Here is a 13,298-nt window from a genome sequence, read left to right as displayed (position 1 = left end):
ATTATTTCGACGCTTTGCGTAATGCTTTCAGCGCTTCACTTTCAAGACTCCGTGCTTTGCCGGATACCCCGACCATACATAAAATGGCAGCCATCATAATCACAAGATTCACCGCGCTCTCTGCCACAAACAACATACATAAGGTGTTGATGAATCCCACCAATGCAATGACTGTGGTTTGATAAGTGATCGATTTTACCTGACTGATGGCCTTTTCCTCAGACTCGGCAACGACAGTATCAGACACCAGGGTCACAGATGCCGCTTTGCAAGCTTCAAACTGAAGGGTCAGTTCATCCTCGCTGACTTTTTCGCTCGCCGAATATTGAGGACCATTTTTCATCACAAAATACGTATTCATTTTCGCTCCTGAACTTCATGGAAAATACAGTGACAAGCCGGTTTATATGACCGGATTGCCACTGTGTAGGCGGCAACTTCATGAAACATATGTAATACGCCTGCTTCATAATCTCGGCGCCGAAATCAGAGCGATAATTTGCAAAAACGATATCGGATGTATATACATTGTATATGTGTGTGTCATAGCGAACCGGTATGGTGAGTCGCAAGAAATCAAAAGCCATGAAGAAAGACAGTCAGCTAATCATCAGAATTAATGGTGAGGAACGTGATGCCTTTGTGGTTTTATGCGAAGAAATGGATACCAGCGCCGCACGCGAAGTGCGGCGCTTCATCCGTCAGTTTGTGAAAGAAAACTCACAACCTCAGTAACCAGCGGCCTGACACACACATACGACCAATCGGTCAGGTTGATAGGTTAGGTGAAAGCGGTGCCTTTCATGTCAGCCATTTTTCCTCAAACGTTAATGCAACCGGAGAATGAAAATGGCAAAAGTGTCCAAAAAAGCAAAGAAGCTGAAAAAAGAAATTAAAGTGCGCAAAGCAAAAGTTGCCAAGCACGAAGGCAAACTGAAAAAGCTGAAGAAAAAACTGAAGAAAGCCTGATTCTTCTGTGGACATCAATCCGATGACGACACGTCATCGGATTTTTTGTTGTTTCTGAACCTGTTCAGACTAAGCGGTTAAACCTGCGGCTGTCATCAGCGCACGAAAAAGCCAGGAAATACAGGTTAAGGCTGCCACACTCATGCTCCAGATCAGCACCAGCCAACCGTATTGTTTCACCGTATGCAACATCATCTTCTCTTTGCTCCTGTCAGTGATAGCTTTCCTGCGGATCCACTTTGCCGCTGAACACGGCGTAGCTCCAAAAGGTATACAGCAGAATGAAGGGAATAATGCACAAAGCGCCGACCAGCATAAAACCCTGACTCTGCGGCGGAGATGCGGCCTGCCAGATAGACACGTCCGGTGGAATAATATTCGGCCATAAGCTGATACCCAGCCCGCTGAACCCCAGAAAAATGATGCCCAGAGAAGCCGCAAACGGCTGAATTTCTCTGCGCTTTTTCACTGCAATCACTAACAGTGTGGCCAGAAACGCCGTCAGGATCGGTACGGGGGCAAAGTACATCAGATTCGGCAGACTGAACCATCGCGCAGCAATGTCCGGGTGTGCCAAAGGCGTCCACACACTGACAACCCCAATGACGGCCAACAGTTGCAACAACAGTTTTGGCGCCAGCCGGTACATTGTTGCTTGCAACGCTCCTTCTGTTTTCATGGTCAGCCAGGTACACCCCAGTAATGCATAGGCAATCACCAGCCCCAGACCGCAAAACAGCGGAAACGGTGCCAGCCAGTCAAATCCACCGCCTGCAAACTGCCGTCCCTCAACCGGAAACCCTTCAACGACGGCACCAACCACGACCCCCTGACAATAGGTGGCAACCAGCGATCCCGCCATGAAGGCTTTATCCCAAAATCCCAGATGTGCCGGCAATGCTTTAAAACGAAACTCAAACGCCACCCCTCTGAAAATCAGCGCAATCAGCATGACCGTTAATGGAATGGTCAGGGCATCAATCATCACCGCATAAGCCAGTGGAAAAGCCCCGAATAAACTTGCCCCACCCAGTACCAGCCAGGTTTCATTACCATCCCAGACTGGCGCGACTGAATTGACCATGACATCTTTTTGTTGATGATTGCTGACCAGAGGCATCAAAATACCGATCCCCAGATCAAAGCCATCCATCGTGATATACATCAGCGTGGCAAACACAATGATGCCAAACCACAATACCGATAAATCCACACCCATAGCCTTGTTTCTCCTTCCTTAATCATTCAAACATTCATGGATTAAATCCGACCGGACACTGTCGGCAGATCATGGGTAATCTCTTCCTCACCTGGCTGCGGTCCTTTTTGAATCTGATGGACCATGTAGTAATAACCAAATCCGAAGACCAGGCTGTACACCACAAAGAACGTCAGCAGGCTGATACTCATATGCAAGTCGCCATGGGCAGACACGGCAGCATCCGTTCTCAGCAGCCCATGAACCACCCAAGGCTGACGGCCCACTTCTGTGGTAATCCAGCCCGCCAGAATGGCAATCAGCCCGGCGGGCCCCATCCAGAGAGAAAAGGTCAGAAATCCTTTATGCTGGTACAGCTTATTTTTCTTCCGCAGCCACAAACTGATCAGTCCCTGCCCAATCATCAGCAACCCCAATGCCACCATGATGCGAAAAGACCAGAAGATCAGCGGCGAGTACGGACGTTCATCTGCCGGAAAATCCTTTAACGCCGGAATGGGCTCAGTCAGGCTGTGCTTCAGAATCAGGCTCGCCATGGCAGGAATTTCAATCGCATAATCAGTGCGTTCTGTTTCCATGTTCGGCCAGCCGAACAGAATCAGCGGCGTCGGCTCTCCGGCGCTGTTATCCCAGTGCCCTTCAATCGCTGCGATTTTGGCTGGCTGATATTTCAGCGTATTCAGCCCGTGCAGATCGCCGATCAATGCCTGGAGGGGGGCCACCAGCACCAGCATCCACATCGACATGGAAAACATCGTCCGCACCGCACTGCTCTGATTGCCCTTCAGCAGATGCCATGCCGCAGACGCGCCGACAAACAACGCACAGCTGAGAAAAGCCGCCACGCCCATATGCATCAACCTATACGGAAATGACGGATTAAAGATCACCGCAAACCAGTCTACCGGCACCACTTGTCCGTCGATAATTTCATGGCCCTGCGGCGTGTGCATCCAGCTGTTTGACGCCAGAATCCAGAACGTCGAAATAATAGTGCCGAGCGCCACCATGCAGGTCGCAAAGAAATGCAGATTATCGCCAACGCGCTTCCAGCCAAACAGCATGACCCCCAGAAAGCCGGCTTCCAGAAAAAATGCTGTCAGTACCTCGTAGGTCAGTAACGGCCCGGTAATGCTGCCGGCAAACTCAGAAAAGCCACTCCAGTTGGTGCCGAACTGGTAAGCCATCACTAACCCGGAAACCACCCCCATCCCGAAGTTCACGGCAAAAATTTTTGACCAAAAGTGGTACAGCGTTTTGTAATCTTCCTGGCGGGTTTTCAACCAGAGGCCTTCCAGCACCGCCAGATAGCTGGCCAATCCAATGGTGATGGCCGGAAAAATGATGTGAAATGAGACGGTAAATGCGAACTGAATCCGAGCGAGCATGAAAGCATCGAGTCCAAACATAAGCTTCCTATTGAGACATTGAAAAGTACGCTTATATTGAAACAACCCGACTGAAAAAAAGATACAGAACCAGACTTAAAATCTATAACAGTTATATTAAAAATTTGTTATATTTTTCAGCTGATTTAATCACGGGATCTGAGGCTGGAGTTGGCAAAGTATGATCAGTTGGCGTCTCAAATCCGCCATCAAATTGAATCAGGTATCTGGCGTGCCGGTGAAAAAATGCCGTCACTCAGAAAGCAGGCTGCACACTCAGGCATGAGTCTGATGACGGTCATGCATGCTTATCAGCAGCTGGAATCGCAGGGTTGGCTGGTCGCGCACCCCCGTTCCGGTTATACCGTGGCCGAGAGTATCCGGGTCAGCCCTCTGCCTCAGAATGCAGCCGTCGAAACGGCCGAGGCGGTCGACATCAACAGCTTCATTTTCGATGTGCTGCAAGCCAGCAGAAAGCCCTATATGGTCAATTTTGCTTTTGCCTACCCTGATCCCAACCTGTATCCGCGCCATCAGGTGAATAAATCCCTGATGCATGCAGCCCGAAGCCTGCCGGTTTCCAATGCACTGGATAACTTACCACCGGGCAATGACACGCTGCGCGCCATGATTGCGCAGCGCTACGCCGCCAAAGGCATCCGTGTTGTCCCCGATGAAATCGTGATTACCGCGGGTGCGCTCGAAGCGCTGAATCTGAGCCTGCAGGCGGTGACCCGCCCCGGCGATTGGGTGATAGTGGAATCCCCGACCTTTTACGGCGCATTGCAGTCGCTGGAACGCTTCGGGCTGAAAGCGCTGTCCGTCAGAACAGATCCCGAAACAGGTATTGATCTGACGTCGCTTGAACGCGCGTTTCAGTCCCATCCGGTCAAGGCCTGCTGGCTGATGACCAATCACCAAAACCCGCTCGGCTATACGCTGACAGCGCAAAAAAAGCAGCAGTTAGTGTCACTGCTGAACAAATATCAGGTCGCGCTTATCGAAGACGATGTTTACAGCGAACTCTATGCCGGGAATGAACAACCCCTTCCGGCCAAAGCCTTTGATGTCAACGGAGATGTGATGCTGTGTTCATCCTTTTCCAAATCATTGGTCGCCGGTTTCAGAATCGGATGGGTGGCTGCCGGTAAACGGGCCATGGACATTCAAAAGCTTCAGCTGATGAGTACCCTGACCACCAGCGTACCGATTCAGCTCGCACTGGTTGATTACCTGAGTACCCGTAATTACGAGCACCACCTGAGACAGTTGAGGCGAACCTTAGACAAACGGAAAAAAGCGATGTGCAGACTACTGACCCAGGCACTGCACCCTGAGGTCGACATTGTGCCTGCGCAAGGCAGCTATTTTGTCTGGCTGCGATTGCCCGTCACCTCAGATACGATGGCCATTTACACGCTGGCACAGGCAGAAAACATTACGATTGCACCGGGCAAGATGTTTTCACCCGGCAAGCAATTTAACCACTGCCTGAGACTGAATACTTCTTTTGAACTGGATGAAAGACACACGGATGCCATTCGACGCCTGGCAGCCATCATTCATCAGCATCTGGAACAGCAACGCCAGTAACCTGGTGGCTTTGATGCTTGCTGCATCTGTCTGACAGATCAATGCCGATTTTCCAGCGCCACTTTACCGGTAAACAGACCCCCCTCCCCTGTCCGGGCGAATGGCAGCACGGATTTTCTTCATCAGTGCCCGGCGCCTCACGGAGCACAACCCTCTGCCCGCTATTGGAAAAACCGATTGTTGTCATTGAGAAAAACGTCTTTATCCGATTGCCAGTCGGTCTATATTCAAGTGTGTAACTGAGACAGACCGACACCCTATACTAATTCTCAAGGAGCAATGTATGAGCAACGGCAAAGGTACCACGACGGGTGGATGCCCGGTAATGCATGGCAGCAATACCAACCTTCGCGGCGCAGGGACCAGAAACGAAGATTGGTGGCCGAATCAGTTGAACCTTAAAATCCTCCATCAGAACGATAAAAAGTCAAACCCGCTGGGCGAAGACTTCAACTACGCGGAAGCATTCAAACAACTCGATCTGAAAGCCGTGAAACAAGATATCGAGCACGTACTGACCGACTCGCAAGACTGGTGGCCGGCCGATTACGGCCATTATGGCCCGCTGATGATCCGTATGGCCTGGCACGCAGCAGGCACCTACCGTACCGGCGACGGCCGTGGCGGTGCATCAACCGGTAATCAGCGTTTCGCGCCATTAAACAGCTGGCCGGATAACGGCAACCTGGACAAAGCCCGTCGCCTGCTGTGGCCGGTAAAACAAAAATACGGCAACAAACTCTCCTGGGCTGATCTCTTCATCCTGACCGGTAACGTTGCTCTTGAGTCCATGGGATTCAAAACCTTTGGTTTTGGTGGCGGCCGGGCCGATATCTGGGAGCCGGAAGAAGATATCTACTGGGGTGCTGAAGATGTCTGGCTGGATAACAAGCGCTACAGTGGCGAACGCGATCTGGAAAACCCGCTGGCCGCCGTGCAGATGGGCCTGATTTATGTGAACCCGGAAGGCCCGGACGGCAATCCTGATCCCCTGGGCTCAGGCCGCGATGTCCGCGAAACCTTCGCCCGTATGGCGATGAACGATTATGAAACCGTCGCGCTGACCGCCGGTGGACACACCTTTGGTAAATGCCATGGTGCCGGTGATGCGGCGCTGGTTGGCCCGGATCCGGAAGCGGCGCCCATCGAGCAAATGGGCCTTGGCTGGAAAAACGCCCACGGCAGCGGGAAAGGGCGCGACTCAATCACCAGTGGCCTGGAAGGTGCCTGGACACCGACCCCGACCCAATGGGACAACACCTATTTCGAGATGCTGCTGGGGAATGAGTGGGAACTGACCAAAAGCCCGGCGGGTGCCAACCAATGGAAAGTGAAAAACGTCACGGATAAAAACCAGGCACCGGATCCGGAAGATAGTACTAAACGTGTCAATATCATGATGACCACGGCGGATATGTCGATGCGCGAAGATCCTGAATACCGCAAGATTTCAGAACACTTCCGCGCTAATCCGGAGGAATTTGCCGATGCCTTTGCCCGGGCCTGGTTCAAACTGACGCACCGCGATATGGGCCCTAAGTCGCGCTATTTGGGCCCTGAAGTGCCTGCCGAAGATCTGATCTGGCAAGATCCGGTGCCAGCCGCCGATCACGATCTGATCAACGACAGTGATATTGCGGCGCTGAAGCAAACCATACTCAACTCTGGCTTAAGCGTGACAGAACTGGTGTACACCGCCTGGTCATCAGCCGCGACATTCCGCGGTTCTGACTGCCGTGGCGGGGCAAATGGTGCCCGTATTCGTCTGTCACCGCAAAACGGCTGGGAAGTAAACCAACCCGGACAATTGAAGAAAGTGCTGAGCACCTTTGAAGGCATTCAGAAAGACTTCAACTCCGCACAATCCGGTAACAAAGCCGTGTCACTGGCCGATTTGATTGTGCTGGGTGGTGTGGCAGCGGTTGAGAAAGCCGCCAAAGACGCAGGCATCAGCGTCAATGTGCCTTTCTCACCGGGTCGGACCGACGCCACCGATGATCAGACGGATGCAGAATCGTTCGACGTGCTTGAGCCTGTTGCCGATGGTTTCCGTAACTATATGAAAACCAAATACACAGTGTCTGCCGAAGAAATGCTGCTCGACCGTGCCCAGCTGCTCACCCTGACGGCACCGGAAATGACAGTGCTGCTCGGTGGAATGCGCGCCCTGAATGCCAATTTCGGCGGCTCGAAACACGGTGTTTTCACCGACAAACCGGGCGTACTGACCAACGACTTCTTTGTCAATCTGCTGGATATGAACACCGAGTGGCAACCAACCTCAGATGCCGCCGATGAGTTCGAAGGCCGAGACCGGAAAACAGGTCAGGTGAAATGGACCGCAACCCGTGTCGATCTGGTGTTCGGTGCCAACTCACAACTGCGCGCCATCTCGGAAGTGTATGGCGGCAGCGATGGCCAGGAGAAGTTCGTGAACGACTTTGTCAGCGCCTGGACCAAAGTCATGAACGCCGATCGTTTTGATCTGAAATAAACCTGAACCTCCCCTTCCCGAATCTGGGAGGGGGAGCTTATCGCTTCAAAGACTTAGCATCATCCTCAGGTAAACGACTTCTCATTTTCCATACATTGCCTCAGTCACTCGCCGGTAAGTGAGCACCAACAAGCAATCCCTCCCCGGCTTTCTCTGTTGAGCAGAAAGTCAGAATTCCAACCAAACCTGTCATATACTTCAGAGACTAAAACTAAAAAACCTCAAGCTGACTATAGGGTTAATGCTTTGAAGCATGCGTTTTCTGTGATTTAAACGATAGAAGAGGCTGATGATGATTGTCGGATATGCGAAATTTTCTAAACGACACCCTTACTTTCATATATTTCTCATTTCATCACTCACGCTGATCTTTTTAATCTCCGCTTTTATACTGATTGAATATGAAACGGTTGAACTGGTTGCAGTGATTCTATTCATTGGCAGCACCTTGCCCTTTTTTGCCAAAGCCTCTAAATACAAACAGCAATATTTGTCTGATTAACCCAAATGGCTTCAGCAATCATGTACCGAACTCAGGTGCTGAGCGCCAGACGAATCAACTGTCAGGCGATGCATCGGTCTCCTTTATTGGACTGACACGCAAAAACGTTATATTTTTTAGGGGTATTTTTTACCAGGCCGCTCTCACCATGACACTCACTCCCCCATCCTTTTCCGTACTCCTTCTTGCCGGCGGACAGGGTTCCCGAATGGGAGGCAAAGACAAGGGGTTGGTTTCCTTTCGCGGCAGGCCGTTAATTGCCAGCCTGTTTGACGTTGTCAGGCCGCTGACAGATGACCTGCTCATCTCCTGCAACCGCAACACCGATCAGTACGCCCGTTACTGCGACCATATACTGACAGACGATATCTCCGGCTTTCCCGGCCCGTTAACCGGCATTCTGAAAGGACTGGCTGCGGCAAAACACGACTGGCTGCTGCTGTTTCCCTGCGATGCGCCCATGATAGACCAGTCCCTTGTGCGTCAGCTTCTGGATGCCGCCTCTGCCGACATGCCGCGGCCCGCCATGATTCGACAGGGCAGCCAGTGGCAACCTATGTTCAGCCTGATCCCCAAACGTCTGCTTCCTGCATTGCAACAGGCCTGGCATTCAGGTGAGCGCAGCCTGATGGCGATTCTCACCCGCCATCAGGTGGTGGCCGTCGACTGCGCGCTGAACGATCCCCGGCTGCAAAACATCAATACTGCGCAGCAGTTACTTGATTTACATCATGATTAAGCATGGCCGCTTTTCTCTGAGATTCGAAGACTTATAGCACCACCAGAAACAGAACAGCAGCAAAGCGCAAAAGTCGCGCTTATCAGTCCATCAAAACAAGCCATTGGACTTCCGGCGGGCTGTTGAGTAGCCTGTTTAATATCAGCATTGAACACCGACTTCAGGCAGCAAGATGAACGATACTGACAACCAACAATCTGAAATCCCAGATGTGAATGCCGCACCGCCTTCGCCTGATGCATTCCGCTATGTTGAACTGCACGATGACATTACACCTGACACCCCCATTTCAGACTGTGCGGTGTTAGCCAGCGAAACCGCGCTGTCAATCAGCTATAACGGTATCAGCCAGGCGGTGATGATGGTGACGCCGGGCAATCTTGAAGATTTCGTCAAAGGCTTCAGTCTGAGCAATGACATTGTCCGTTCCGTGAGTGAAATTTACGACATCACGCTGACTGCCGGGTGTGATTCACATCATGCCGAGGTGCAGATATCTAACCGTGCTTTCTGGTCGCTGAAAAAACATCGCCGCCAATTGACAGGCACCAGCGGATGCGGCATTTGTGGTGTAGAAGCCATTGAACAGGCACTGCCGCCCTTAACGCCGCTCACGCCGGTTCCGCCCCCCAAGCCAGCCTGCTGCGCAATTTACGTGCGCGCATCAGTGATGCACAGACAGTGGCCCGCAGCAGCGGTGCGCTGCACGCCGCGCTGTATGTCGATGCCGGGGGGAATATTCAGCTGTGCCGGGAAGATATCGGCCGCCACAACGCGCTGGACAAACTGATCGGTGCCATGACGACCGCCCGCATCGATCCGCAATCCGGATTTACCGTAATGACCAGCCGCTGCAGCCTGGAGCTGATTCAGAAAGCCGTCCGCGCCAAAATCAGCACGCTGGTCACCTTATCGGCTCCCACCGCCATGACAGTGCGCTGGGCGCGGCACAATCACCTGAATTTAATCCATGTGCCGCACCGCAGTGCGCCGAGGTTGTATAGTGGTAAAGGCATTTAAGTCATCAGCGCAATTATGCTCTCTTACAGAGAAACATCAGCCATGCGGGGGAAGCTAGTCCTTTACCTCATAAGTTTTCCGCCATACTCTCACTTGTTTCACATGCGATGCGTCGCCGTAAAAAGTGAAGGCATATTTTTTCGCAGCTTCGTTGGGCACGATGAACTCAATCTGAAGCCCGTTTGACAGGGCATGAGAAAAGCCGTCTTTATCAATAGTCAGTAAAGCGCCTTCTTCACTCAGCCCTGTGATTTTCACCGGCTTGTGATGACGATTTTTGAAGCTGAGTTCAACAACCGTCTGATTCGAATCTTTCTTAGGAGACAAGCTCAACAAATCAATATCGATATACTCAAGTGTCTCTTTTTCATTCGTCACGACAATGGAGCCATCGGAACTTTCTGTCGCGCTTCTTCCCTCTTTGAAACCCTCAGTGACACCACTTGAGATTTCTTTCGTAAATTTCACAAGTCCCTTTGTCATATCACTAATAGTGTCTTTAACTTCGGCATGAGCACTCATTGCGGAAAACCCAAGAATGATCAGTAACGTTAGTTTTTTCATTTTCCTTTAATCCTTTCATGCCAACTGACAAGTATCATTGCTTTAATCCGGCCACAGACCCCAGCCGTTAACTCTCAGTACAAAATAGTACAACATGCGACCAGCAGACATGGAATATGAAGCAACACTCCTCCGATGAAACTAAACATTCCGGCTTTCCGGACAAAATTAAATGTATTTCAAACAGTACCAGCCTAGAAATCCACCTTCAATGAAACCAAAAGCCGCACTCTGACTGAATATCAAAGATATTCTTTATTCGAATAATATAATACCTTAAAGGAAGATACAGACTCTAAAGAGCAATGTGAAACTTAGGATGATATGAAGACACATTTGAATATTGTATCTTTGCAATAAACAGATTTAATTTTAATTAAAAAATCAACACAACTATTTAACAAAATAAAAAACACCCCATGTCAGAGTATTGTCAAATACAAAATTAAATGTATAATCTCCGCGCTTATTATCATTATTATCTATTGGATATCTCATGCAAGTATTGAAAAGCCTAGTTATTGCAGGTGCGGCACTGACTGCTGTTGGTTGTTCAACAATTTTAACTGACGAAAATCAGCGCATTAATGTTGTGTCTTCTTCTGGTAAGAAATTCACCGTGGAAGTTGATGGCATCGAGCAAACTGCGCCGGGCATTATCACAGTGAAGAAAGAAAATAAAAACAAAACGCTGAAAGTAACTTCAGAACAATGTGAGCAGCAAATCGCACTGAACAAAGAAGTTGAGCCTACTTTCTTTGTGAACATCCTGTCTGGTGGTGCATTCGGTTCAACAACCGACTTCGCTTCTGAAAAGATGTGGCGTTACCAGGATACCCTGCAAATTAACTGTAACTAAGTTTCAGCTAACCATGCAGTTTGATGAACAACTGATGTTGAGAAGCCTCTTCGGGGCTTCTTTTTTTGTGTCTCGGCCTTCCAGCCTGCAGTCGCGTTAAGCATTGTGCCCTCTGCCGCTGTGAGCGATGACGCCTTTGCCTTAGCCCAGTTCGCCACATTGCTTCACGTGAGTGATCAGTCACTCAATATAGACGACGCCAGTTTTTATTTCTCGTCCCAGCCAACCAATATTCAGGTAGAAATTGAAGCCAATTTAGCGCAACTGACAAACCCTGCAAAGGCTCAGGATTACACCTGTCGTTTTCCGGCCAGAGCACAGTGGTTGTCTGAATACCGTCCCCAGATCGCCCCCGGATTTTTCCCGCTGCCCTGAATTACAGGAGTTTTTAGATGCGGTGTCTGCAAAGACAATCAGTCTTGCCTATGCATCAGAAAACCTGATGAGCCCCAGCAGCTTCATGGGCCATACTTTTATCAAGCTCAGTGAGAATGAAACAGATCCAGGTCATGCTGTCTCATTTTTTACGGAAGTCGATGGATTCAATTTACCCAAAATCATGTTCGATTCTCTGGTCGTAGGGAAAGAAGGTTATTTTATTGTTTCGCCCTACCAGGAAAGTCTGAATTTTTATAAAGACATCGAAGGCAGAAATGTATTTGAATACCAGCTGGATATTTCAGAAAAAACTAAACAACTTATTCAATTACATTTGTGGGAATTAAAAGAAACCCGGATTGATTATTTTTTCCACAACCAAAATTGTGCATCCATTTCGCTGAATTTACTCGCAATTGCCAACCCGGAACTAATGAAACACCGCCGTGACTGGCTTAGCCCACTGGATGTGATACAACTGGCAAGCCAGCATCACATGATTCAGCAAACCAGTATTACGCCTTCAACCGGTTGGAAGTTGCGTGCATATGGTGCCAATCAGCAAGATTCGACCAAGCAATCGCTACTGGATCAACTCAGTAAAGGCGATTTACAAACCCGCTTCAACGGCACAGACGTTCCCGCCGAAGAGCAATTCCTGACCTGGGAATTCACCCAGGCAATGAATCAATATTTGCTGGACAATGGGAGCATCACGCCTGAGTCTTATAGTGAAAACAACAGACGACTGGCTGGCTATGAGACGTATTTTTCGTCCTACGCAGTCGATTTGAGTGAATTCAAAAATCCGATCAAACGGAATAAAGATGCCCAATGGCAGATCGGTACGCGATGGTCGACAGAAGGCGATCAAGCGCTCACAACAACCTGGTTACCGGCCTCGCATACACTGGCTGATGACAACCGCAACGCATTCAGCGAATCATCGCTGGCGTTGATGAAAATATCAGTCAGTGTCAGTGAACATACTTTCAAACTCGACAACTTTACGCTGTACGGCATACAAAGCTATCTGCCTTGTGATCCCTTTTTTGGGGGACTGTCTGGTCATTTTTCCGTTCAATGGGATCGGGGAACTGATTTTACCGAAAGGGATAATCAGCGCTTTTTTATCGCTGGCGGATTAGGGCTGAGTCATCAGGTAAACAATGCAGTTAATATCTTTGCAACTTTCGGTACTGAGTTATCAATGAATACCGAAAAGGCCTGGGGAGCATTCGCCATTGATATGGGTCTGTTCAGCTACCTCCGCCACGATATAAAAATGGCCTTTTTGGCGAACACAGTCTGGAATCAATATGCGAGCAGTGATTTCAAACATAAAGCCTCTGTCTCGATGACTTATCTTGGCCTTGAAAACAGTGCAGTTGATCTTGGCGTTCAATATGCTGACATGACGGGTCTGAGCGAAGGCCAGTTCAATGTGGTCTATCGCCACTTTTACTAGCAGTGATGCAGTCCATTACCCGCCCAACTGCCATGACAGTGCGCCAGTTACGCTTTGCTGGCACAAACAGTAACCAGAAATGCCTTTGGGTTCGCTTGTGTTGTC

At 49.8% G+C, this 13,298-nt stretch carries 12 protein-coding genes and 1 pseudogene; 8 read left to right on the top strand and 5 right to left on the bottom strand.

What is annotated here, in order from left to right; translation table 11 throughout:
* Position 1: 1 nt before the first annotated feature.
* Complete coding sequence (locus P4S53_RS14675) at positions 2–361, bottom strand: hypothetical protein (protein WP_337113222.1); 360 nt, start codon at positions 359–361, stop codon at positions 2–4.
* A 197-nt stretch (positions 362–558) separates the two neighbouring features.
* Here P4S53_RS14675 and P4S53_RS14670 point away from each other — a divergent pair, with 197 nt between their 5' ends.
* Positions 559–735, top strand: coding sequence for a hypothetical protein (locus P4S53_RS14670; protein ID WP_169449968.1), 177 nt, complete (start codon positions 559–561; stop codon positions 733–735).
* A gap of 303 nt (positions 736–1,038) precedes the next feature.
* On the opposite strand, the gene P4S53_RS14665 is transcribed toward P4S53_RS14670, so the two are convergent.
* From P4S53_RS14665 to P4S53_RS14655, 3 genes are read right to left on the bottom strand one after another with little or no spacing between them, the layout of a single operon-like run.
* On the bottom strand, positions 1,039–1,164 hold the full coding sequence (locus P4S53_RS14665) for a DUF2474 domain-containing protein (RefSeq protein WP_337113221.1): 126 nt from the start codon (positions 1,162–1,164) through the stop codon (positions 1,039–1,041).
* 16 nt (positions 1,165–1,180) lie between these two features.
* Complete coding sequence (gene cydB / locus P4S53_RS14660) at positions 1,181–2,188, bottom strand: cytochrome d ubiquinol oxidase subunit II (protein WP_337113220.1); 1,008 nt, start codon at positions 2,186–2,188, stop codon at positions 1,181–1,183.
* 41 nt (positions 2,189–2,229) lie between these two features.
* Positions 2,230–3,597, bottom strand: a complete 1,368-nt coding sequence (locus tag P4S53_RS14655) for a cytochrome ubiquinol oxidase subunit I (protein WP_337113219.1) — start codon at positions 3,595–3,597, stop codon at positions 2,230–2,232.
* Positions 3,598–3,747: 150 nt separating this feature from the next.
* Here P4S53_RS14655 and P4S53_RS14650 point away from each other — a divergent pair, with 150 nt between their 5' ends.
* The 4 genes and pseudogenes from P4S53_RS14650 to fdhD all read left to right on the top strand — a co-directional run bounded on the left by P4S53_RS14650 (position 3,748) and on the right by fdhD (position 9,924).
* Positions 3,748–5,169 carry an aminotransferase-like domain-containing protein gene (locus P4S53_RS14650; RefSeq protein WP_337113218.1) on the top strand — a complete coding sequence of 474 codons (1,422 nt, stop codon included), beginning with the start codon at positions 3,748–3,750 and terminating at the stop codon, positions 5,167–5,169.
* 283 nt (positions 5,170–5,452) lie between these two features.
* Positions 5,453–7,663: a catalase/peroxidase HPI gene (katG, locus tag P4S53_RS14645; RefSeq protein ID WP_337113217.1), complete on the top strand. Its 2,211-nt coding sequence runs from the start codon at positions 5,453–5,455 to the stop codon at positions 7,661–7,663.
* A gap of 650 nt (positions 7,664–8,313) precedes the next feature.
* On the top strand, positions 8,314–8,904 hold the full coding sequence (mobA, locus tag P4S53_RS14640; protein ID WP_120510510.1) for a molybdenum cofactor guanylyltransferase MobA: 591 nt from the start codon (positions 8,314–8,316) through the stop codon (positions 8,902–8,904).
* A gap of 172 nt (positions 8,905–9,076) precedes the next feature.
* Positions 9,077–9,924 (top strand): annotated as a pseudogene (gene fdhD, locus P4S53_RS14635) (formate dehydrogenase accessory sulfurtransferase FdhD).
* Between the two features lie 54 nt (positions 9,925–9,978).
* Here fdhD and P4S53_RS14630 read toward each other — a convergent pair.
* Positions 9,979–10,488, bottom strand: a complete 510-nt coding sequence (locus P4S53_RS14630) for a hypothetical protein (protein WP_337113216.1) — start codon at positions 10,486–10,488, stop codon at positions 9,979–9,981.
* 496 nt (positions 10,489–10,984) lie between these two features.
* Between P4S53_RS14630 and P4S53_RS14625 the strand changes: the two genes are divergently transcribed.
* From P4S53_RS14625 to P4S53_RS14615, 3 genes are all read left to right on the top strand, one after another.
* Positions 10,985–11,347 carry an adenosine deaminase gene (locus P4S53_RS14625; protein WP_120510507.1) on the top strand — a complete coding sequence of 121 codons (363 nt, stop codon included), beginning with the start codon at positions 10,985–10,987 and terminating at the stop codon, positions 11,345–11,347.
* A 105-nt stretch (positions 11,348–11,452) separates the two neighbouring features.
* Positions 11,453–11,722 carry a DUF7843 domain-containing protein gene (locus tag P4S53_RS14620; protein WP_337113215.1) on the top strand — a complete coding sequence of 90 codons (270 nt, stop codon included), beginning with the start codon at positions 11,453–11,455 and terminating at the stop codon, positions 11,720–11,722.
* Positions 11,622–13,193, top strand: coding sequence for an Lnb N-terminal periplasmic domain-containing protein (locus tag P4S53_RS14615; RefSeq protein WP_337114496.1), 1,572 nt, complete (start codon positions 11,622–11,624; stop codon positions 13,191–13,193). Before P4S53_RS14620 ends, P4S53_RS14615 begins: the two co-directional genes overlap by 101 nt.
* The last annotated feature ends 105 nt before the right edge of the window (positions 13,194–13,298 follow it).

Origin of the sequence: Photobacterium sp. Hal280, assembly GCF_037162255.1 — a bacterium.
Classification (GTDB): Bacteria; Pseudomonadota; Gammaproteobacteria; order Enterobacterales; family Vibrionaceae; genus Photobacterium.
The sequence above is the reverse complement of the archived record's forward strand: the minus strand, read 5'-3'. Positions and strand labels throughout refer to the sequence as shown.